Source organism: Xanthomonas sp. JAI131, assembly GCF_013410075.1.
GTDB classification, from domain to species: Bacteria; Pseudomonadota; Gammaproteobacteria; order Xanthomonadales; family Xanthomonadaceae; genus Xanthomonas_A; species Xanthomonas_A bonasiae.
In genome coordinates, this window is record NZ_JACCCN010000002.1 from 449,630 (window position 1) to 468,259 (window position 18,630).

The window sequence follows — 18,630 nt, forward strand, 5'->3', positions numbered from 1 at the left end:
GCAATGCGCTCACCACGACGGCGGACTTCGGTCCGCCGTCTTCATTTGAGGCACGCACCATGAGCAAACTGCTGTCGCTCTATCGACGCATGCAGCGCTGGCCGGCCGGGCAATGGCTGTTTTCCCGCGCCGTGTGCTTCAAGGCGCCCTACTTCGCCAGCATCGCCCCGCGCATCACCGTGCTGCAGCCGGGCCGCTGCGAGGCGCGCATCGCGCATCGGCGGCGGGTCAGCAACCACCTCGGCACCGTGCATGCGATCGCGTTGTGCAACCTGGCCGAGTTGGCCGGCGGGGTCATGGTCGATGCCAGCCTGCCGCCGTCGATGCGCTGGATCCCCAAAGGCATGCGCGTCGAATACCGCAGCAAGGCCAACGGCACGATGCACGCGGTGGCGACGCCGGACGTGGCGATCGTGGCCGCCGACAGCGGCTACGAGCTGCCGGTCAGCGTGGAGATCCGCGACGCGCGCGAACAGGTGGTGTTCTTCGCCAGCATCGCCATGTGGGTGTCGCCGCGCGCGAAGGCAGCGAACGGCTGAGGCGGCACCGCGATGCCGGCGCGCAGCCGGCTCAATACGCCAGCAGCACCGCCGCGCTCGCCAGCGCCGCCGGCAGCGCCTGCACGAACAGGATGCGGCGGCTGACGCTCCACGCGCCGTACAGGCCGGCCACGACCACGCAGCCCAGGAAGAACAGCATCACGTCCACGCGCTGCGCCGCCACGCCCCAGCCCAGGCCGGCGGCGAGGAAGCCGTTGTACAGGCCCTGGTTGGCCGCCAGCACCTTGGTCAGCTGCGCCTTGTCCGGCGTGTTGCGGAACACCTTCATGCCCAGCGGCCGCGTCCACAGGAACATCTCCAGCACCAGGATGTAGACGTGCAGCAAGGCCACCAGGCATACCAGGATCGAGGCCAGCAGGGTCATGCGCGCGTCCATCGGCAAAAGAGGATGCACAGCATAGCGGCTGGCGCGGCGGCCGGCAGTGGGGGCGTACGGCGCGCAGGCTCAGCGCGTCGGGGACGTCTCTGCCGCTGCAACGGGCGCGGCGCTTTCGACCGCACGCGCCAGGCGCCAGCCGATGACGCCGGAGAGCGTCGCCGCCAGCGCCGCCAGCGCGGCGAAACCGGGCACGCCCATGCCCAGCCCGCGCAGGCCGATCATCGCAGAGGAGACGGCCACGTCGCCGGCACGCCACACCGCCGTATCCACTGCGTTCTTGCCCTGGTAGCGCAGCTGCCGCGGCACCCGCGTGTACAGCGATTCGCGCGCCGGGCCGACCATGCCGTAGGTCAGCGAACGGGTGATCACCACCGGCAGCACCACCCAGGGCACGATCCACACCGCCAGGGCATAGGGATCGGGCGACAACGCGGTCGCCACCAGCGTGCCCACGCTGATCAGCGCCCATAGCGCGATCACCGCGCCGGCGCCCTTCTTCATCAGCAGCCAGCGGGTCACGGTGATCTGCACGGCGACCTGCAACACGTTGGCCAGCATATCGATATTGGCAGCGAACTCGGTACGCTCGACCGCGTTGTGGAAGGTGGCGCCGGAGTAATCGGTCATCAGCGCATAGCCGGCCGTGCCGATGCAATCGCCCAGCAACATCAGCAGCGCCATGCCGCGCATGAACGGATTGGCCAGGATCTGTTTGAGGCCGTCGAACATGCCCCCACCGACCGCCGCTTCGTGGCCGGCGTCGTGGCGGCGCGCGCCATGCACCCGCGCCCAGCGCCCGAGCAGGATCACGCATGCCAGCGCCATACCGAGCAGCGCCGCCGACACCAGCAGCAGCGGCGCCACACCGATCACCCCGACCAGCCCGCGGGTCAGCAGCGGCCCGGCCACCGCGCCGGCGGTGCCGCCCAGGCCGATCAGCGGGAACAGCCGCCGCGCCTGTTCGTTGCTCCAGATATCGGCCATGAAGCTCCAGAACACCGACACCACGAACAAATTGAACACGCTGACCCAGACGAAGAACACGACGCCCAGCGCACGCGGACCAAGCCCGCCGTAGCCGCTGAACAGCGGCACGAAGCCGATCAGGCACAGCGCGAAAAACACGTACACCGCCGGCACCACGATCCGCCGCGGCCAACGCGCCGCCATCCAGGCGAACAGCGGGGTCAGCAGCAGCGTGGCGACGAAGGTCGCCATGTAGAACCAGGGCAGTTGGGTCGAGCCGACCGCCGCGGCCAGCTGCTCGCGCACCGGGCGGATCACGTAGTAAGCCGACAGCACGCAGAAGAAATAGACGAAGGACAGCAGCACCGCGCGCAGCTCGCCGGTCTGGACGCGCTTGTTTTCCGCTTGCATCGGCCTGCCGTTCGCCGTGTGGTTGCGCGCACGTTAGCCGATGCACTGCAACATCGCCAGCGCCGCCGACACGCGCAGACCCACGCCCATCGCGGCGTCCGCAATCCCGCGGCGCGGCCGAGCATATGCTCTATCCCCGGCGACTAGCGTCGGCGCCACGAAACAGGGGGACCGCGGGTGTACGACTACATCATCATCGGCGCAGGCTCGGCAGGCTGCGTGCTGGCCAACCGGCTCAGCGAGGATCGCGATTGCAAGGTGCTGCTGATCGAGGCCGGGCCGCGCGACCGCAATCCCTTCATCCACATGCCGGCGGGCCTGGCGCGGCTGACCGGCAACCGCCGCATCAACTGGAACTATCTCACCGCGCCGGAGCCGGCCTTGAACGATCGGCGCCTGTGGTGGCCGCGTGGCAAGGTGCTGGGCGGCTCCAGTTCGATCAACGCGATGTGCTACGTGCGCGGCGTGGCGGCCGACTACGACGACTGGGCCGCCGACGGCGCCGAGGGTTGGGACTGGCAGGGCGTGCTGCCGTATTTCCGGCGCAGCGAACGCAACAGCCGCGGCGGCGATGCGCTGCACGGCGGCGACGGGCCGCTGCACGTGTCCGATCTGCGCTATCACAACCCGCTGTCGGACGCGTTCATCGCTGCCGGAGAACAGGCCGGTTTCGCCCACAACCGCGATTTCAACGGCCCGCAGCAACAGGGCGTGGGCCTGTACCAGGTCACCCAGAAGGACGGCGCGCGCTGCTCGGCGGCGGTCGCCTACCTGGCGCCGGCGCAGGCGCGCGCCAACCTGCAGGTGATCACCGACGCGCTGGTGCTGCGCCTGCTGCTCGAGGGCGAGCGCGTGGTCGGCGTGGCCTACGCGCAACGCGGCGCCGAAGTGCAGGCGCGGGCCGCACGCGAGGTGCTGCTCAGCGCCGGCGCGGTGAACTCGCCGCAATTGCTGATGCTTTCGGGCATCGGCCCGGCCGACGAACTGCAGCGCCATGGCATCACGGTGCGCCTGGACCAGCCGCAGATCGGCGCCAACCTGCAGGACCATCTGGACGTGTGCACGCTGTACCGCACCCGCCCGGGCATCAGCTACGACCGCCGCAACCAGCTGAAGATCGCCTTCGACTATTTCCTGCGCGGCCACCGCGGCGCCGGCAGCAGCAACATCGCCGAAGCCGGCGGCTTCATCCGCTCGCCGCTGGCGCCGGACGCGCGCGCCGACATCCAGCTGCATTTCGTGCCGGCGATGCTCGACGACCACGGCCGCAACCGCCTGCCCGGCGACGGCTTTACCCTGCACGCCTGCCACCTGCAGCCGCGCAGCCGCGGCCGCCTGTCGCTCAACGACGCCGACCCGCGCACGCCGGCGCGGATCCAGGCGAACTACCTCAGCGATCCGGACGGCTTCGACCTGCGCATGCTGGTGGAATGCGCGCGCCTGGCGCGGCGCATCCTGCAGCAGCCGGCGTTCGATCCCTGGCGCGGCGCGCCGCTGCTGCCGGCGCGCGACGACCTGGACGACACCGGCCTGGTCGCCTACATCCGCGCCAAGGCCGAGACCATCTACCACCCGATCGGTACCTGCCGCATGGGCAACGATGCGCAGGCGGTGGTCGATCCGCAACTGCGCCTGCGCGGACTGGAAGGGTTGCGCGTGGTCGATGCATCGGTGATGCCGCGCCTGGTCAGCGGCAACACCAACGGCCCGACGATGATGATCGCCGAGCGCGCCGCCGACCTGATCCGCGGCCACAGCGTGCTGCGCGACGGCTGAGGCGCAGCGTGCGGGCCTACCCGCGCCTCACCGCGCGCGCCCTGCCAGCCACACACCCAGCGCCGCCAGCGCGAAGCCGCACAGCTTCAGCGCGGTCAGGTGCTCGCCGAGCAGCACGTGGCCGAACACCGCGGTCACCGGCGGCATCAGGAAGAACAGGCTCGCCACCTGAGTGGCCGCGCCGCGCCGCAGCAGCAGGAACAGCAACGCGAAGCCGCCGATCGAATTGACCAGCACCAGCCACGCCATCGCCGCGACGAAGCCGTCGCTGGCCTGGAAGCGGAAGCCTTCCCACGCCGCCAGCGGCAGCAGCACCAGCGTCGCCGCGGCGTTCTGCACCGCCAGCCCGACGCGCAGATCGAGCTGCGCGGCATGCCGCTTCTGGTACAGGGTGCCGGCGGCGATGCCGAACAGGCCCACCAGCAAGGCCAGCCAGCCGCCCCACGGCGTCGCCCCGTCGATGCGGTCGGCGGCGACCGTGGCGACGCCGGCGAAGCCCAGCGCCATGCCCAGCCACTGCGCCGCGCGCAAGCGCTGGCCGCCCCACCATGGGCTGGCCCAGGCCACCAGCAGCGGCATCGCCCCGATCACCAGCGCGGCCACGCCGGAACCGGTGCCCAGCGCGAAGGCGGCGTAGACCCCGCCGAACTGCAAGGCGAGCATCAGCACCCCGGCCACGGCGCTGCGTGCCAGTTCCTGCCGCGGCAGCGCCTGCAAGCGTGCGGGACCGGCAGCCAGCGCGAAGCACAGCGCGGTCAGGCCGAAGCGCCACAGCAGTGCGGTGAACGGCGCCGCATGCGCCACCACCTGCTTGCCGGCGATGTAGCCGGTGCACCAGACCAGCACGAAGGCCAGTCCCAGCCAGGTCGCGGCGGCCGGCGCCGTACGCGCAGCGGGGATCGGGGGAAGGTCGGGATCGGGCATGCGCCATGATCCCGCAGCGGTACCGCGCCGTCACTGCGCTGGCAACGGTTCAGCCAGGCCGGCGGCGACCGCAGCGGCTTCGGCACATCGATTGCATGCGTTTCAGGCACCCGCCGCGCCGTTGCGGCAACCGCGGCGGACGCCGCGTTGCCGGGCTTGTCGGCCCGGCAAAATCACCAGCAGGATCAAGACGATGCCCATTCATCTTCTCCCGGTTTGTGCAATGGCGAAAAGCGGCGCTAGAATCGGTTTCGGCAGCACCTCACAGGCCACACGCGCGATGAAACAGAACAGCAGGCACCGGCTCCTTCGACCGGTGGCAACCGGGTTGCTCGGGGCATTGCTGCCCTTTGCGATGTCCTCCACCGCGCAGACGCCGGCGCCCTCGCAGCCGCTGCCGCCGCCGATCTACACCGAGGCCACGCGCTACACCTCGCCGACCCAGCCGTTGCCGTACCGCGCCTCGCTGCCGGAGAGCAAGGTGCTGCCGCTGGCCAGGGACTTCGATGTCGCCAGCCTGGAAGCGATGGCCGAGCAGCTCACCTACGGCGAGCGCGTGCCCGGCCTGGCGGTGGCGATCGTGCACAACGGCCAGGTGATCAGCGCGCGCGGCTACGGCGTCACCGACGTCAACCGCCCCGAGCCGGTCGATGCGCACACCGTGTTCCGGCTGGCCTCGCTGTCCAAGGCCTTCGCCGGCACCATGGCCGGCCTGCTGGTCAACGACGGCACCCTGCGCTGGGACAGCAAGGTCGTCGACTACGTGCCCGGCTTCCAGCTCAGCGATCCGGTCGCCACCCGCCAGTTGAACGTGGCCGACCTGCTCAGCCATCGCGTCGGCCTGACCTACAACGCCTACGACCGCGACGTCGAATCCAATACCGACTACTACACGCTCAGCCACAAGCTCGCCTACGCGCCGCTCAAGTGCGCGCCGGGCGACTGCTACGCCTACCAGAACGTCGCCTTCAGCCTTATCGGCGACGTGGTGTTCGCCGCCTCCGGCAGCTTCTACGAGCAGTCGGTGGAGCGCCGCATCTTCAAGCCGCTGGGCATGAACGACGCCAGCATGGGCCTGGCCGGGATCCAGGCCAGCCCGCGCTGGGCGCGCCCGCACGTGCGCAGCCGCAACGGCTGGGTGTCGCTGATGCCCAAGCCCACCTACTACCGGCTGGCCCCGGCCGCCGGCGTCAACGCCAGCATCAGCGACATGGCGCAATGGCTGATCGCGCAGACCGGGCATCGTCCGGACGTGCTGCCGGCGCCGCTGCTGGCCACGCTGCACGCGCCGCTGATCACCACCCCGGGCGAGATGCGCTCGGGCTGGCGCCGCGAGCGGGTCAATTCGGCCAGCTACGCGCTGGGCTGGCGCATCTTCGATTACTCGGGCCACCAGGTGGTGTTCCATGCCGGCGCGGTGCAGGGCTATCGCGGCCTGGTCGCGCTGGTGCCGGAACGCGACCTGGGCGTGGCGATCCTGTGGAACGGCGAGAGCGGCCTGCCCTCCGGCCTGTTGCCGACCATCCTGGACCGCGCGATCGGCCTGCCGACGCAGCGCTGGCTGGACGTGGACACCGACTTCGGCAGCGACAACATGATGGCCGAGCGTCCGGATCCGAAGGACAAGAAGGGCGCTTCTTCGTCCAAGTCGACCGCGTCGCCGCACTGACGCAGGCTGTCTCCTGATGGATTGGGCGGAAGGCGGCGCGAGCCGCCTTTCTGCTGTCTGCGCGCTGGCTTCGGGAGACCTGTGCTCCGGCGCGACAGGATCTGGTGAGGCTGCGCAAGTCAGCAATTGCGCCGGCCCCGACGTCGATGGAATCCAGGCGATACGGTCGCGGCTGAAGCCGCTCCTACAGGGGAGCGGCACGCGGTAGCGGCTCGGCCAACATCGAAAGCCATCGACCGAAAAAACCTTGGTCGCGTCGACCGTCGTCCGTCACTACGACAACCGGCGCCGGATCAGCTGCGGATACCCGCGCAGAAGTCCCATCAAGCGAATAGAGCCCCTCTCCCATCGGGAGAGGGGTTGGGGTGAGGGTCCGGGCGAAGCCTCGCGGCAAGAGGTTGCCGAGGGTCCGGGCGAAGCCTCGCGGCAAGAAGCTGCTGTGAGGATCCGGGCCAAGCCTCATGGCAGTGAGTGCGCATGGCGACGCACGTCCACCTCGCCCCACACGCGTCGCTACGCACGCACCCTCATCCGGCGCTGCGCACCACCTCCCCCCCCCTGTGGTCCGGTGGAGGAGCAGGATCAGCCAGCCGGCCCGAGCAGCAGGTCGGCACTGCAGCGATGGGGTTGCCAGCACCTCAGCGCCTGCCCGCTCGCACTCGCACGCTCCACGCCGGCGCCGCCAGCGCGCGCGGCACCGGCGCATGGAGCACGGTGCGGATGGTTTGAAAACGCCGAGGCTGCCAGCGCGACATGGCAGCGTCGCCGGGATGCCCTCGCGCAGACGAAAGCGAGGAGCCGAGCGGCGGCGTCGACCACGTCGCCTGCGGCAGCGAGGCAGCCGCTTGGCGAACTCGCGCAGCATCGCCGCCTGCAGCGCAGTCGGAATTTCAGTGCAGGCCGGGCACGCACCCGGCGGCGAGAGAACACGGTGGCGGCAACAGCGCCGGCTCGGGGACTGGCCACCGTGCAGGCGACACGTCGGCGGCAGATGGGCGGCAGATCGGTGCCATGTCGACGCCGGCAAGCAGCTCGTCGCGGCGACGGCAGACGGACGCCCATAAAAAAGCTCCCTCCCCGCTGGGCACCGGGGAGAGAGCTCTAGGTACGGCTATCGGGATGGATCAGATCAGATCAGCGGCGCGGGCGTTGCCGGCAGCGCGACCGGAGCGGTCTTCTTCTTGCGGGCAACCGGCTTCTTCTTCGCGACGGCCTTCTTGGCGACGGCCTTCTTCGCGGCCGGCTTCTTGGCAGCCGACTTCTTCACCGCCTTCTTGGCGACGGCCTTCTTCGCGGTCTTCTTTACGGCCTTCTTAGCGGTGGCCTTCTTCGCGGTCTTCTTGGTGGCGGCCTTCTTTGCGGTCGCCTTCTTCGCCGTCTTCTTTACCGCCTTCTTCGCGGTGGTCTTCTTGGCGGTGGCCTTCTTGATGGCCTTCTTCACCTTGGCGACCTTCTTGGCGACTTTCTTGGCGACCTTCTTGACCGCCTTCTTTACCGAGACCTTCTTCGCTGCCGGCTTCTTGGCGGCAGTCTTCTTGACCGCTTTCTTAGCGGCCGGCTTCTTTTTCGCAGCTTTTTTCGTGGCCATGGGATGGCTCCTCGTCAGTGAACTATGGATTGAAAACGCCCAGTTAAAGCAAACCCGCGGCGATGGTCCGCCTGCAGGATCCGCCGGCGCGTAGTGCGGGCCGGGTCGGATACAGAAACACCCGTATCGAAGCTCGATACGGGTGTCGTGCCAGGGGAGACGTTGCGTTTCTCGGAGGGAAGCGACACCTGATCCACCATCGTCAGGTTCCTGGTGGAGGTCCAAGTTGTGCTTCGCGTTCTGATGTCGATCCGATTCACTCGCTTGCGCAGCAACGTCTGCTGGGCGAAACCTAATCACGCTTTTTTTTACTGTCAACAGTTCTACGCAATTTTTTTTCAGGCGTCGCGTGCCGCGAGCGCACCGATCGTCGCGATCGGCGGCCCCGGGACCTCGACGACAGCCGTTGCGAAACCCGCGGCGAAACTTCGACGCAAACAAAAACAGCGGTAATTCCCGTGCTTTTTCGCAACACGCCGACGCGACCGGCCGTTTCGCGTGCTGCCGCGCGCGGCGCTGGCGGCATCCAGGCAAGCGCACGCGAGCCTGTCCGCAAGCTGAAAAAAACTTTTCGCGGCATGCGCCGTTCCGGCATCGCACAAGAGCAAATGCGCAAAACTGCGCAAACTTTTTCGCGTTGTTCGGCGCTTGCGAGCGCGCGTGCGCGGCGCCTCGCAGTGCATCGCCGCGGCGACGACGATGCCGTTGTAGCGTCCGCATGTCTGCGCATGCTCCTCACCGGCACATCACGCACACGCGACCGGATGCGTCGCGCGTGCTGTTGCCGCCGCGTCCGCTGCCGAGTGCGTGTCTCGCCTCGACCGACCCGCAGCACCGCGCGCGCACGCCACGACGAACACACCCGACCGGACGAACGCGACGCCGCTGGCCGCAGCGCAGCAAGCGCTGCTGCGATCGCAGACGCCGCGCCCGCGACGCCCGACTGCGATGCACATCACCGTCACTGCCAAAAAACCGGCGCGACGTTCGCCGCGTCCAGGCACCGCTGCAGCGGCGCCGCCTTCCAGCATGTGGCGACCGAGTCGTGCGCGTCGATGCGTGCGGCGCGGCCGGCATCCGCCGCCTGGCGTGGCGCATCCGGCGCCTGCGTTGCGTCCGCTCGCTGCTACTCCGGCCATTCGGAGATGCCGATCGCCCGATTGGCAAACCTCGCGGACTGTCGACAGCGCGCTCCGCTTCCTGCCGCCGCTTTCGTTTGTGCCGCACAAACGAAAACCGGCCGCACAAGGCGGCCGGTTCGGCTGTCGCGACGTGGGGCTCGGCTCAGTGGCCGTCTTCCTCGAGCAGCTCGGCGTAGTCGTCCGGCGTCAGCAGGTCGTTCAACTGCTCCGGATCGGCGATCTCCAGCACGAAGATCCAGCCTTCGCCGTAGGCGTCCTCGTTGATCGTCTCCGGCTTGTCGCTGAGTGCGGCATTGACCTCGACCACCTTGCCGGTGAGCGGGCTGTACACGTCCGACGCGGCCTTGACCGACTCGACCACGGCCACGCCGTTGCCGGCGACGACCTCGTCGCCGACGTTGGGCAGCTCGACATAGACCAGGTCGCCGAGCAGGCCCTGGGCATGTTCGGAGATGCCGACGGTGACGCGACCGTTGCCTTCGACGCGCGCCCATTCATGGGACTTGAGGAATTTGAGGTCGCCAGGGATCTCGCTCATGGGGCTGCTCCGGAAAAAGACGGTATCGGGGATGGGTGGCTAGTGTAGCGAACCGGATGCTCCGCAACGACGTCGCGGGCGCATTGCGGCGGCCGCCGGTTCAATCGAGGACGCCGGGCTGGACCTGGCCTTCGCGCACGAACGGGAACTTGACCACGCGCACCGGCACCTCCTTGCCGCGGATGTCCACCCGCACCTGCCCGGGGTCGCCGGCCGGCACGCGCGCGAACGCGATCGCCTTGCCCAGCGTCGGCGAGAACGTGCCGGACAGGATCTCGCCGTCGCCCTGCGCGGTGAGCACCTTCTGGCCGTGGCGCAGCACGCCCTTCTCGTCCATCACCAGGCCGATCATCTGCCGCGGCGCGCCGTTGGCCTTCTGCGCCTCGAGCACGTCGCGGCCGATGAACACACGGCCCTCGTCCAGCGCCACGGTCCAGGCCAGCGCCGCCTCGTACGGCGACACGCTGTCGTCCATGTCCTGCCCGTACAGGTTCATGCCGGCCTCCAGGCGCAGCGTGTCGCGCGCCCCCAACCCGGCCGGCTTGACCCCCGCTTGCAGCAGCGCGTTCCAGAACGCCACCGCCTGCTCCTGCGGCAGCACGATCTCGAAGCCGTCCTCGCCGGTGTAGCCGGTGCGCGCGACGAACAGCGCCACGCCGTCGGCCGAGGTCGCCTCGAACGCGGCGAAGCGGCCCAGCTTCTGCACCGCGGCACGGTCGTCCTCGCGCAGCAGGCCGATCGCCTTGGCGCGCGCATTCGGGCCCTGCACCGCGATCATCGCGAAGTCCTCGCGCTCGCGCACCTCCACGTCGAACGCCTGCGCCTGCGCGCCGATCCAGGCCAGGTCCTTGCTGCGCGTGGCGGCGTTGACCACCAGGCGGAAGAAGGTGTCGGACATGTAGTAGACGATCAGGTCGTCGATCACCCCGCCCTGCGGGTTGAGCATGCAGGTGTACAGCGCCTTGCCCGGCAGCTTCAGCTTGTCTACCGAGTTGGCCAGCAGGTGGCGCAGGAACCCGCGCACCTGCGTGCCATGCAGGTCGACCACGGTCATGTGGCTGACGTCGAACATGCCGGCGTCGCGGCGCACCTGATGGTGCTCGTCGATCTGCGAGCCGTAGTGGATCGGCATGTCCCAGCCGCCGAAGTCGACCATCTTGGCGCCGAGGGCGCGATGGCTGTCGTTGAGGATGGTCTTCTGGGTCATGGCGCGGGTCCGTGAGAAAAGTCGCCCATTATCGCCGCCGAGCGGCCGGGATTGGAGATTCGGGATTGGGGGATTCGGGGCGGCCGCATACGATTCCGCCCGAAGGCACGCCGTTGTAGGAGCGGCTTCAGCCGCGACAGGCAGTATCAGAGATTGTGTCGCGGCTGAAGCCGCTCCTACAACGGATGCATGCAGCATGCGGAGATGCCGCGCACGCACGGCAGCCTCCCAATCCCCAATCCCCAATCCCGGCCCTACTCCGCCTGCACCAACAGCGTCATCCCATCCACCCCGACGATGCGCACCGCGCTGCCGGCCGGCAGGTCGGGGCCGCCGACCACCCAGAACGCGTCGTCGACCTTGGCGCGGCCGCGGCCGGCCTGGATCGGCTGGTCCAGCGTCACCACCCGGCCGATCAACTGTTCGGCACGGCGGTTGAGCAGCGGCCGGTCGCTGACCCGGTCGCGGCCGCGGAACCAGGTGCGGTAGATCTGGATCGAGACGAAGCTGAGCACCACGAACGCGCCGATCTGCAGCAGCAGCGCGATGTCCGGCAGCACCAGCACGGCCACGAACACCGCCGCGGCGGCGAAGCCCATCCACAGCATGAACGCGCCCGGCGCCAGCGCCTCGGCCGCGAACAGCAGCAAGGTCAGCGCGCCCCATGCGACCACCTCGGCGCGCATGGCTCAGACTCCGCTGCGCGGCGGCATGCCGCGCGGCACCGCCGGCGGCGCGGACTGCTGCTTGCCCAGCGCCTCGCGCGCCAGTTCGCCGATGCCGGCGATCGAGCCGATGATGCCGCTGGATTCCATCGGCATCAGCACGAACTTCTGGTTCGGCGCGGTGGCCAGTTCCTTGAACGCCTCCACGTACTTCTGCGCGATGAAGTAGTTGATCGCCTGCACGTCGCCCTCGGCGATCGCCTTGGACACCATCGTGGTCGCGCGCGCTTCGGCCTCGGCCAGGCGCTCGCGCGCCTCGGCGTCGCGGAACGCGGCTTCCTTGCGGCCTTCGGCCTCCAGCACCGCCGCCTGCTTCTCGCCCTCGGCGCGCAGGATCTCCGACTGCCGCGAGCCCTCCGCCTCCAGGATCTGCGCGCGCTTCTCGCGCTCGGCCTTCATCTGCCGCGCCATCGAATCGATCAGGTCGCGCGGCGGCTGGATGTCGCGGATCTCGATGCGGGTGACCTTGATGCCCCACGGATTGGTCGCATGGTCGACCACGCTGAGCAACTGCGCGTTGATGGTCTCGCGCTGGCTCAGCGATTCGTCCAAGTCCATCGAGCCGATCACGGTGCGGATGTTGGTCTGCACCAGCGCGATGGTGGCGATCTCCAGGTTCGACACTTCATAGGCGGCCTTGGCCGCGTCCAGCACCTGGAAGAACACCACCCCGTCCACCCGCACCACCGCGTTGTCCTTGGTGATCACGTCCTGGCTCGGCACGTCCAGCACCTGCTCCATCATGTTGACCTTGCGGCCCACACCGTAGACCACCGGAATCAGGAAGTGCAGGCCGGGCGACAAGGTGTGGGTGTAGCGGCCGAAGCGCTCCACGGTCCACTGGAACCCTTGCGGCACCATGCGCACGGTCTTGAACAGCACGATCACGCCCGCGACCAGGATCACCAGCGCGAGGAAATAGGTGGACGGCATCGGCTCGCTCCATTGACCAAAGAAATGAATACGCCGCGAGTATAGCGAGCGCCGGCAGGCCGCCAGCGCTACCAGCGGATACGCCCGAGCAGCATGTCCTTGAACATGACCCAGTCGCCGGCGAACGAATACAGCGGATGGCGGAAGGTGGCCGGGCGGTTCTTTTCGAAGAAGACATGTCCGGCCCAGGCGCAACCGTAGCCGCACAGCGGTGCCGCCCACAGCCAGCGTGGCTGGCCGCTGCAGATCGCCAGCAGCACGATCAGCAGCACCCCGGCGCTGCCGACGAAGTGCAGCCGGCGCGACAGCGGATGCCGGTGCTCGCTCAGGTAGAACGGATAGAACGCGCGGAAACTGTCGAAGCGACGCATGCGTTGGCCCTCCCAGGCAGCGCAGGCACAGCATACGCCGCCGCGCGGGCGCCTACATCAAAGAGGATGGACGCGGCAGCGGGGAACCGCTGCGCAGGACGTAGCGAGCAGGGTGGACCGCCCGCATCTGCGCCACGCCCACATTGCGCAGCTCAGGCCTGCCGCGGCGCGAACATGATCACTGCCATGCCCAGCAGGCACAGGCCGGCGCCGAGCAGGTCCCAGCGCGTCGGCCGGATCGATTGCACCGCCCACAGCCACAGCAGCGCCACTGCGATGTAGACGCCGCCGTACGCGGCATAGACGCGGCCGCTGGCCTCCGGATGCAGGCTCAGCAGCCACACGAACGCGGCCAGGCTGGCGCCCGCCGGCAGCAACAGCCACGCGCTGCGCTGCTCGCGCAGCCACAGGTACGGCAGGTAGCAGCCGACGATCTCGGCCACGGCGGTCAGCACGAACAGCAGCAGCGTCTTCACTGCGCCGCGTCGCGTTCCTGGCGCTTGGCACGCTGCCAGTAGGCTTCCTGCCGGTCCAGCGACAAGCCATCCAGCGCGCCGCCGTCGTGCTGCGCCAGCTGCTCCATCGCGCGGAAACGGCGTTCGAATTTCTGGTTGGCATGGCGCAGCGCAGCACCGACATCGACCTGGGCGTGGCGCGCGAGATTGGCGCAGACGAACAGCAGGTCGCCGATCTCGTCCTGCAGCCGCGCCTGGTTGTCCTGCACGGGGCCGCGCGCGAATTCCGCACGCACTTCCTCCAGCTCTTCCTGCACCTTTTCCAGCACCGGCTCCGGCCCCGGCCAGTCGAAGCCGACCCGCGCCGCGCGCGCCTGCAGCTTCACCGCGCGCTGCCATTCCGGCAGGCCGCGGGCGATCCCGGCCAACGCCGAACTGTCGGTCTTGCCGGCCGCGGCGCGCTCGTTGCGCTTGATCTCTTCCCACTTCAGCGTCTGCTGCTCGGCGTCGGCGACCTGGCTGTCGCCGAACACATGCGGATGCCGGCGCACCATCTTGTCGCAGATCGCGGCGACCACGTCGTCGAAGCCGAAGGCGCCCTGCTCGCGCGCCATCTGCGCATGGAACACCACCTGCAGCAGCAGGTCGCCGAGTTCGTCCTTCAGCTCGCCCAGGTCGTTGCGGTCGATCGCATCGGCGACTTCGTACGCTTCTTCGATCGTGTACGCGGCGATGCTGGCGAAATCCTGTTCCAGGTCCCAGGGGCAGCCGTGCGCGGGATCGCGCAGGCGCGCCATGATCTCGAGCAGGGCGGGAAGGTCGTAGCGGGCTGCGGTCACGTGCGGGTTCCGATGCGACGGCAACGGCGCCGCCTGCCGGCTAGTTTGGCAGAGCGGCCTGCACGATGAGCGGTCGGCGACGGGACCAGCGGCGCGGCGGCGCACGCGAACGACCGGCGGCGCATGGCCGCAACGCCGTCATCGCGCCTGGCGACCGAGGGCGCGCATTGCAGCGGCGTCAGCCGCGACGCCGCCTTGCAGGCGATCGCCGCTGCCGGCGACAGCGGGCGCTCAGCCCAACCAGCTGCGCCACGGCAGCATCGGATCGCCCAGCGCCAGGAAATCGCCGTTGAGCAGCGATTCGCGGCGGTTGTAGCGGAACGGCTTGCCGGTATCGGCGGCGAGCAGCGTGCCGCCGGCGGCCTGCAGCACGCACTGGCCGGCGGCGGTGTCCCATTCGGAGGTCGGGCCGAAGCGCGGGTACACGTCCAGCTCGCCGTCGGCGATGCGACAGAACTTCAGCGACGAGCCCTGCGCGATCACCTCGGTCTCGCCCATGCGCAGCAGCAGCGCGTCGGTGCGCGGATCGCGGTGCGAGCGGCTGGCCGCCACCCGCAGCGGCGCGCTGGCCGGCCGCCGCGTGTTCAGGGCGGTGTCGCGGAAACCGTCGCGACGGTACGCCTGCTCGCCGCGCACCGCGTGCCAGACGCGGCCATCGACCGGCGCCTGGACCACGCCGAACACCGGCGCGCCCTGGTGGATCAGCGCGATGTTGACGCTGAACTCGCCGTTGCGCTTGACGAACTCGCGGGTGCCGTCGAGCGGGTCCACCAGCCAGTAGCTGGTCCAGTGCTCGCGCACGTCCCAGGGAATGTGCGCCGACTCCTCGGACAGCACCGGCAGGTCGGGGGTCAGCCGTTCCAGGCCTTCGACGATGATCCGGTGCGCGGCCAGGTCGGCCTGGGTCAGCGGGCTGGCGTCGGCCTTGTGCTCGACGTCGAAGCCGGTGGCGTAGACGGCCATGATCGCCGCGGCGGCGTCGATGGCGATGGCGATGACGGTTTCGCGCAGGTCTGCGGTGATGCGGATCATCCGGTACGACCCAGCCACTCGCGGGCGATGAACAGCGCCGCCAGCGAACGCCCTTCGGAAAAATCCTCACGCAACATCAGTTGGTCCAATTCAGCCAGTTTCCAGGGCACCACTTCTAGTTCCTCCGGCTCGTCGCCGGCAAGTTTTTCGGGATAGAGATCTTGCGCGAGCACCAGCCAGGATTGGTGGCTCATATACGTGGGCGCCAGGGTCATCGCGCGCAGCACCTGCAGCTGGCGGGCGCCGTAACCGGCTTCTTCCTTGAGTTCGCGGTCGGCCGCCTGCAGCGGCGTCTCGCCGGCATCGATGCGGCCCTTGACCAGGCCCAGTTCGTAGCGGTGCACGCCGGCGGCGTACTCGCGCACCAGCAGCACTGTCTGCGCGTCCAGCATCGGCACCACCACCACCGCGCCGTGGCCGGGGGATTTGAGCCGGTGGAACACGCGCCGTTCGCCGTTGCTGAACTCCAAGTCCAGCTCTTCGACCTTGCGCTCCATGGCCGACTCGCCGCGCTCGCGCAGCGCGTGGATGATCGGCAACGGACGGCTCACGCCGGCACCCCGCGGCGCTTTGCGGCGTCGATCGATAGAATGCACGGAGCGAAGAACCTGTTCATGAGCGCGAAATGCTAACAGACCTGACCGCATCACAGACTGCCGCCGCCTGGCGGCAACGCGACCTGGCGGTGCTGTGGCACCCCTGCACGCAGATGCGCGAGCATCCGGACACCCTGCCGCTGCTGCCGATCGCGCGTGGCGAAGGCGCCTGGCTGATCGATCACGAAGGCAACCGCTACCTGGATGCGGTGAGCAGCTGGTGGACCAATCTGTTCGGCCACAGCGAGCCGCGCATCGCCGCGGCCATCGCCGCGCAGGCCACCCAGCTGGAACAGGTGATGCTGGCCGGGTTCAGCCACGCGCCGGCGGTGGAACTGGCCGAGCAGCTGCTGGCGCTGGCGCCGCGCCAGGACGGGCGCGCGCCGCTGGCCAAGGTGTTCTACGCCGACAACGGCTCGGCCGGGGTCGAGGTGGCGCTGAAGATGGCCTTCCACTATTTCCACAACCGCGGCGAGACCCGCCGCACCCGCTTCGTCGCGCTGGAGAACGGCTACCACGGCGAGACCATCGGCGCGCTGGCGGTCGGCGACATCCCGCTGTACCGGCGGGTCTACGCGCCGCTGCTGTGCGAAGCGCTGTTCGCGCCCTCGCCCGACGCCTACCTGGCCGCGCCGGGACAGAGCGCACGGCAGCGCGCCGATGCCGCCGCCGATGCGCTGGCCGACCTGTTCGACCGCCATCCGGGCGAGATCTGCGCGGTGATCCTGGAGCCGCGCCTGCAATGCGCCGGCGGCATGCGCATGCACGACCCGGCCTACCTGCGCCGCGCGCGCGAGCTGTGCGACGCCAACGGCGCGTTCCTGATCGCCGACGAGATCGCCACCGGCTTCGGCCGCACCGGCACCCTGTTCGCCTGCGAGCAGGCCGGGGTCATGCCGGACCTGCTGTGCCTGTCCAAGGGCCTGACCGGCGGCTTCCTGCCGCTGTCGGCGGTGCTGGCCACGCAACACTTATATGACGCCTTCCTCGACGACAGCCGCGAGCGCGCCTTCCTGCACTCGCACAGCTATACCGGCAATCCGCTGGCCTGCGCCGCCGCGCTGGCCTGTCTGCGGATCTTCCAGCAGGACGACGTGATCGCGCGCAACCGCAGCACCGCCGAAACCATGCGCGCGCTGTCGGCGCCGTTCAACGACCATCCGCACGTGGCCGACGTGCGCCAGGCCGGGATGGTGGTCGCGTTCGAACTGACCCGCAACGGCGACAAGCGCACCCCGTTCGCCGCCGGCGCACGGGTCGGCCTGTGCGCGTACCGGGCCGCCCTGCAGCGTGGCGTGGTGCTGCGCCCGCTGGGCGACGTGCTGTACTGGATGCCGCCGTACTGCGTGGACGACAACCAGCTGGCGCTGCTCGCCGAGACCACCCTGGCCGCGATCGACGAGGCCGTGGCATGCGCCTGACCCGCTGCCATGTCGATCTGCCACTGCACGCCGGCGACGACGTGGTGTTGCCCGAGGACGTCGCCGGGCATCTGCTGCGCGTGCTGCGGCTGCGCGAGGGCGACCGCTGCGTGCTGTTCAACGGCGACGGCTGCGACTACGACGCCGAACTGCTGCAGGTCGGCAAGCGCGGCGCCAGCGCGCGGATCGGCGCGGCGCAGCCGGCGGACAACGAGTCGCCGCTGGCGATCACCCTGCTGCAGGGCGTGGCGCGCGGCGAGAAGATGGACCTGATCCTGCAGAAGGCGACCGAACTGGGCGTGGCCGCGATCGTGCCGGTGTGGGCCGAACGCACCGAGGTGAAGCTGGATGCGGCGCGTACGGAAAAGCGCGTGGCGCACTGGCGCAGCGTCGTCGTCTCGGCCTGCGAACAGTCCGGCCGCGCGCGCGTGCCCGGCCTGGCCGCGCCGCTGGCGCTGGCCGATGCCGCCGCTGCCGTGGCCGGCACGCAGCTGAAGCTCATCCTCGATCCGCAAGGCGAACACCGGCTGCGCACGCTGGACATCGCCGGCAACGCGGCGACGATCGCGATCGGCCCGGAAGGCGGCTGGTCGCCGCGCGATCGCGCCGCGCTGCACGCCGCCGGCTTCGCCGGCCTGCGCCTGGGACCGCGCATCCTGCGCACCGAAACCGCCGGCCTGGCCGCGATCGCCGCATTGCAGGCGCGCTGCGGCGACCTGTGAACCGGCGCACGCAATCGCGTAGACATCGTTGACCGCAGGCGCGCCGCGGCGGCGCCGCCGACGCCGCACGAATTGCGGATTCCCCCTGCAAAACAGCGCTTTTCTTAGCGATTCTTTAACCGCGATGCGCGTTGACAACGAAGGACAAGCGCGACACAGTCGGCGCTCCTGAGCCATCGCGCGGGGTGCTTCCGGTTTGAACCGGCGCAACGAACGACACGGCCCGCCAGCGCGTGGTCGCCCGTCCGCACAACCCACGCACGCGCAGCCGCGTGCGCCATCCGCCGCTGCCGCGCCCACGTGCGGCGCGCGCGCCGTCACGCAGCGCAGCGCCGATGCCGACGTGCCGTCTCCGCCGCGCGGCGGCATGCACGCC

18 protein-coding genes are annotated in these 18,630 nt (G+C 69.4%); 5 read left to right on the forward strand and 13 right to left on the reverse strand.

The annotated features are described in order from the left end of the window. The first annotated feature begins 59 nt into the window (after window positions 1–59). Window positions 60–539 carry a hotdog fold domain-containing protein gene (locus HDC36_RS08755; RefSeq protein WP_179566355.1) on the forward strand — a complete coding sequence of 160 codons (480 nt, stop codon included), beginning with the start codon at window positions 60–62 and terminating at the stop codon, window positions 537–539. 31 nt (window positions 540–570) lie between these two features. Here HDC36_RS08755 and HDC36_RS08760 read toward each other — a convergent pair whose 3' ends face one another. Further along, on the reverse strand, window positions 571–924 hold the full coding sequence (locus tag HDC36_RS08760) for a DUF1304 domain-containing protein (protein ID WP_179566357.1): 354 nt from the start codon (window positions 922–924) through the stop codon (window positions 571–573). A gap of 81 nt (window positions 925–1,005) precedes the next feature. Then, window positions 1,006–2,316 (reverse strand): MFS transporter, encoded by a 1,311-nt coding sequence (locus HDC36_RS08765; RefSeq protein WP_255432659.1) that lies wholly within the window; start codon window positions 2,314–2,316, stop codon window positions 1,006–1,008. Between the two features lie 177 nt (window positions 2,317–2,493). Here HDC36_RS08765 and HDC36_RS08770 point away from each other — a divergent pair, with 177 nt between their 5' ends. Beyond that, window positions 2,494–4,092 (forward strand): choline dehydrogenase, encoded by a 1,599-nt coding sequence (locus HDC36_RS08770; protein WP_179566359.1) that lies wholly within the window; start codon window positions 2,494–2,496, stop codon window positions 4,090–4,092. A gap of 27 nt (window positions 4,093–4,119) precedes the next feature. Here the strand turns inward: HDC36_RS08770 and HDC36_RS08775 are convergent, their stop codons facing one another. After that, window positions 4,120–5,016 carry a DMT family transporter gene (locus HDC36_RS08775; protein ID WP_179566361.1) on the reverse strand — a complete coding sequence of 299 codons (897 nt, stop codon included), beginning with the start codon at window positions 5,014–5,016 and terminating at the stop codon, window positions 4,120–4,122. Between the two features lie 316 nt (window positions 5,017–5,332). Here HDC36_RS08775 and HDC36_RS08780 point away from each other — a divergent pair, with 316 nt between their 5' ends. Beyond that, a complete protein-coding gene (locus HDC36_RS08780) occupies window positions 5,333–6,685 on the forward strand; it encodes a serine hydrolase domain-containing protein (protein WP_179566363.1) in 1,353 nt (450 codons plus the stop codon). A gap of 1,129 nt (window positions 6,686–7,814) precedes the next feature. On the opposite strand, the gene HDC36_RS08785 is transcribed toward HDC36_RS08780, so the two are convergent. The 10 genes from HDC36_RS08785 to nudE form a co-directional block, all read right to left on the reverse strand. Further along, window positions 7,815–8,273, reverse strand: coding sequence for a histone H1-like repetitive region-containing protein (locus HDC36_RS08785; RefSeq protein ID WP_179566365.1), 459 nt, complete (start codon window positions 8,271–8,273; stop codon window positions 7,815–7,817). Window positions 8,274–9,557: 1,284 nt separating this feature from the next. Continuing rightward, window positions 9,558–9,953 (reverse strand): glycine cleavage system protein GcvH, encoded by a 396-nt coding sequence (gene gcvH / locus HDC36_RS08790; RefSeq protein WP_179566367.1) that lies wholly within the window; start codon window positions 9,951–9,953, stop codon window positions 9,558–9,560. 100 nt (window positions 9,954–10,053) lie between these two features. Beyond that, complete coding sequence (gcvT, locus tag HDC36_RS08795; protein WP_179566369.1) at window positions 10,054–11,160, reverse strand: glycine cleavage system aminomethyltransferase GcvT; 1,107 nt, start codon at window positions 11,158–11,160, stop codon at window positions 10,054–10,056. 254 nt (window positions 11,161–11,414) lie between these two features. Beyond that, on the reverse strand, window positions 11,415–11,846 hold the full coding sequence (locus HDC36_RS08800; RefSeq protein WP_179566371.1) for an NfeD family protein: 432 nt from the start codon (window positions 11,844–11,846) through the stop codon (window positions 11,415–11,417). Between the two features lie 3 nt (window positions 11,847–11,849). Beyond that, window positions 11,850–12,818 carry an SPFH domain-containing protein gene (locus tag HDC36_RS08805; protein ID WP_179566373.1) on the reverse strand — a complete coding sequence of 323 codons (969 nt, stop codon included), beginning with the start codon at window positions 12,816–12,818 and terminating at the stop codon, window positions 11,850–11,852. Between the two features lie 68 nt (window positions 12,819–12,886). Continuing rightward, window positions 12,887–13,189, reverse strand: coding sequence for a DUF962 domain-containing protein (locus HDC36_RS08810; protein ID WP_179566375.1), 303 nt, complete (start codon window positions 13,187–13,189; stop codon window positions 12,887–12,889). A 152-nt stretch (window positions 13,190–13,341) separates the two neighbouring features. Then, the gene (locus tag HDC36_RS08815; protein WP_179566377.1) at window positions 13,342–13,665 is read right to left on the reverse strand and encodes a YnfA family protein; all 324 of its coding nucleotides are present in this window, start codon (window positions 13,663–13,665) and stop codon (window positions 13,342–13,344) included. After that, window positions 13,662–14,441, reverse strand: coding sequence for a nucleoside triphosphate pyrophosphohydrolase (gene mazG / locus HDC36_RS08820; RefSeq protein WP_255432713.1), 780 nt, complete (start codon window positions 14,439–14,441; stop codon window positions 13,662–13,664). The genes HDC36_RS08815 and mazG overlap by 4 nt, the downstream gene beginning before the upstream one ends. A gap of 273 nt (window positions 14,442–14,714) precedes the next feature. Continuing rightward, on the reverse strand, window positions 14,715–15,515 hold the full coding sequence (cysQ, locus tag HDC36_RS08825) for a 3'(2'),5'-bisphosphate nucleotidase CysQ (protein WP_179566381.1): 801 nt from the start codon (window positions 15,513–15,515) through the stop codon (window positions 14,715–14,717). Further along, window positions 15,512–16,066: an ADP compounds hydrolase NudE gene (gene nudE, locus HDC36_RS08830; protein ID WP_179566383.1), complete on the reverse strand. Its 555-nt coding sequence runs from the start codon at window positions 16,064–16,066 to the stop codon at window positions 15,512–15,514. Before nudE ends, cysQ begins: the two co-directional genes overlap by 4 nt. 74 nt (window positions 16,067–16,140) lie before the next feature. Between nudE and bioA the strand changes: the two genes are divergently transcribed. Then, a complete protein-coding gene (bioA, locus tag HDC36_RS08835; protein ID WP_179566385.1) occupies window positions 16,141–17,532 on the forward strand; it encodes an adenosylmethionine--8-amino-7-oxononanoate transaminase in 1,392 nt (463 codons plus the stop codon). Beyond that, complete coding sequence (locus tag HDC36_RS08840; RefSeq protein ID WP_179566387.1) at window positions 17,523–18,254, forward strand: 16S rRNA (uracil(1498)-N(3))-methyltransferase; 732 nt, start codon at window positions 17,523–17,525, stop codon at window positions 18,252–18,254. Before bioA ends, HDC36_RS08840 begins: the two co-directional genes overlap by 10 nt. Window positions 18,255–18,630 lie beyond the last annotated feature (376 nt).

Excerpts from the sequence above, each read along its gene's own strand:
- HDC36_RS08755 (WP_179566355.1), top strand. The coding sequence starts at position 60 with ATGAGCAAACTGCTGTCGCTCTATCGACGCATGCAGCGCTGGCCGGCC.
- HDC36_RS08760 (WP_179566357.1), bottom strand. The coding sequence starts at position 924 with ATGACCCTGCTGGCCTCGATCCTGGTATGCCTGGTGGCCTTGCTGCAC.
- HDC36_RS08765 (WP_255432659.1), bottom strand. The coding sequence starts at position 2,316 with ATGCAAGCGGAAAACAAGCGCGTCCAGACCGGCGAGCTGCGCGCGGTG.
- HDC36_RS08775 (WP_179566361.1), bottom strand. The coding sequence starts at position 5,016 with ATGCCCGATCCCGACCTTCCCCCGATCCCCGCTGCGCGTACGGCGCCG.
- HDC36_RS08785 (WP_179566365.1), bottom strand. The coding sequence starts at position 8,273 with ATGGCCACGAAAAAAGCTGCGAAAAAGAAGCCGGCCGCTAAGAAAGCG.
- gcvH (WP_179566367.1), bottom strand. The coding sequence starts at position 9,953 with ATGAGCGAGATCCCTGGCGACCTCAAATTCCTCAAGTCCCATGAATGG.
- gcvT (WP_179566369.1), bottom strand. The coding sequence starts at position 11,160 with ATGACCCAGAAGACCATCCTCAACGACAGCCATCGCGCCCTCGGCGCC.
- HDC36_RS08800 (WP_179566371.1), bottom strand. The coding sequence starts at position 11,846 with ATGCGCGCCGAGGTGGTCGCATGGGGCGCGCTGACCTTGCTGCTGTTC.
- HDC36_RS08805 (WP_179566373.1), bottom strand. The coding sequence starts at position 12,818 with ATGCCGTCCACCTATTTCCTCGCGCTGGTGATCCTGGTCGCGGGCGTG.
- HDC36_RS08810 (WP_179566375.1), bottom strand. The coding sequence starts at position 13,189 with ATGCGTCGCTTCGACAGTTTCCGCGCGTTCTATCCGTTCTACCTGAGC.
- mazG (WP_255432713.1), bottom strand. The coding sequence starts at position 14,441 with ATGGCGCGCCTGCGCGATCCCGCGCACGGCTGCCCCTGGGACCTGGAA.
- cysQ (WP_179566381.1), bottom strand. The coding sequence starts at position 15,515 with ATGATCCGCATCACCGCAGACCTGCGCGAAACCGTCATCGCCATCGCC.
- bioA (WP_179566385.1), top strand. The coding sequence starts at position 16,141 with ATGCTAACAGACCTGACCGCATCACAGACTGCCGCCGCCTGGCGGCAA.
- HDC36_RS08840 (WP_179566387.1), top strand. The coding sequence starts at position 17,523 with ATGCGCCTGACCCGCTGCCATGTCGATCTGCCACTGCACGCCGGCGAC.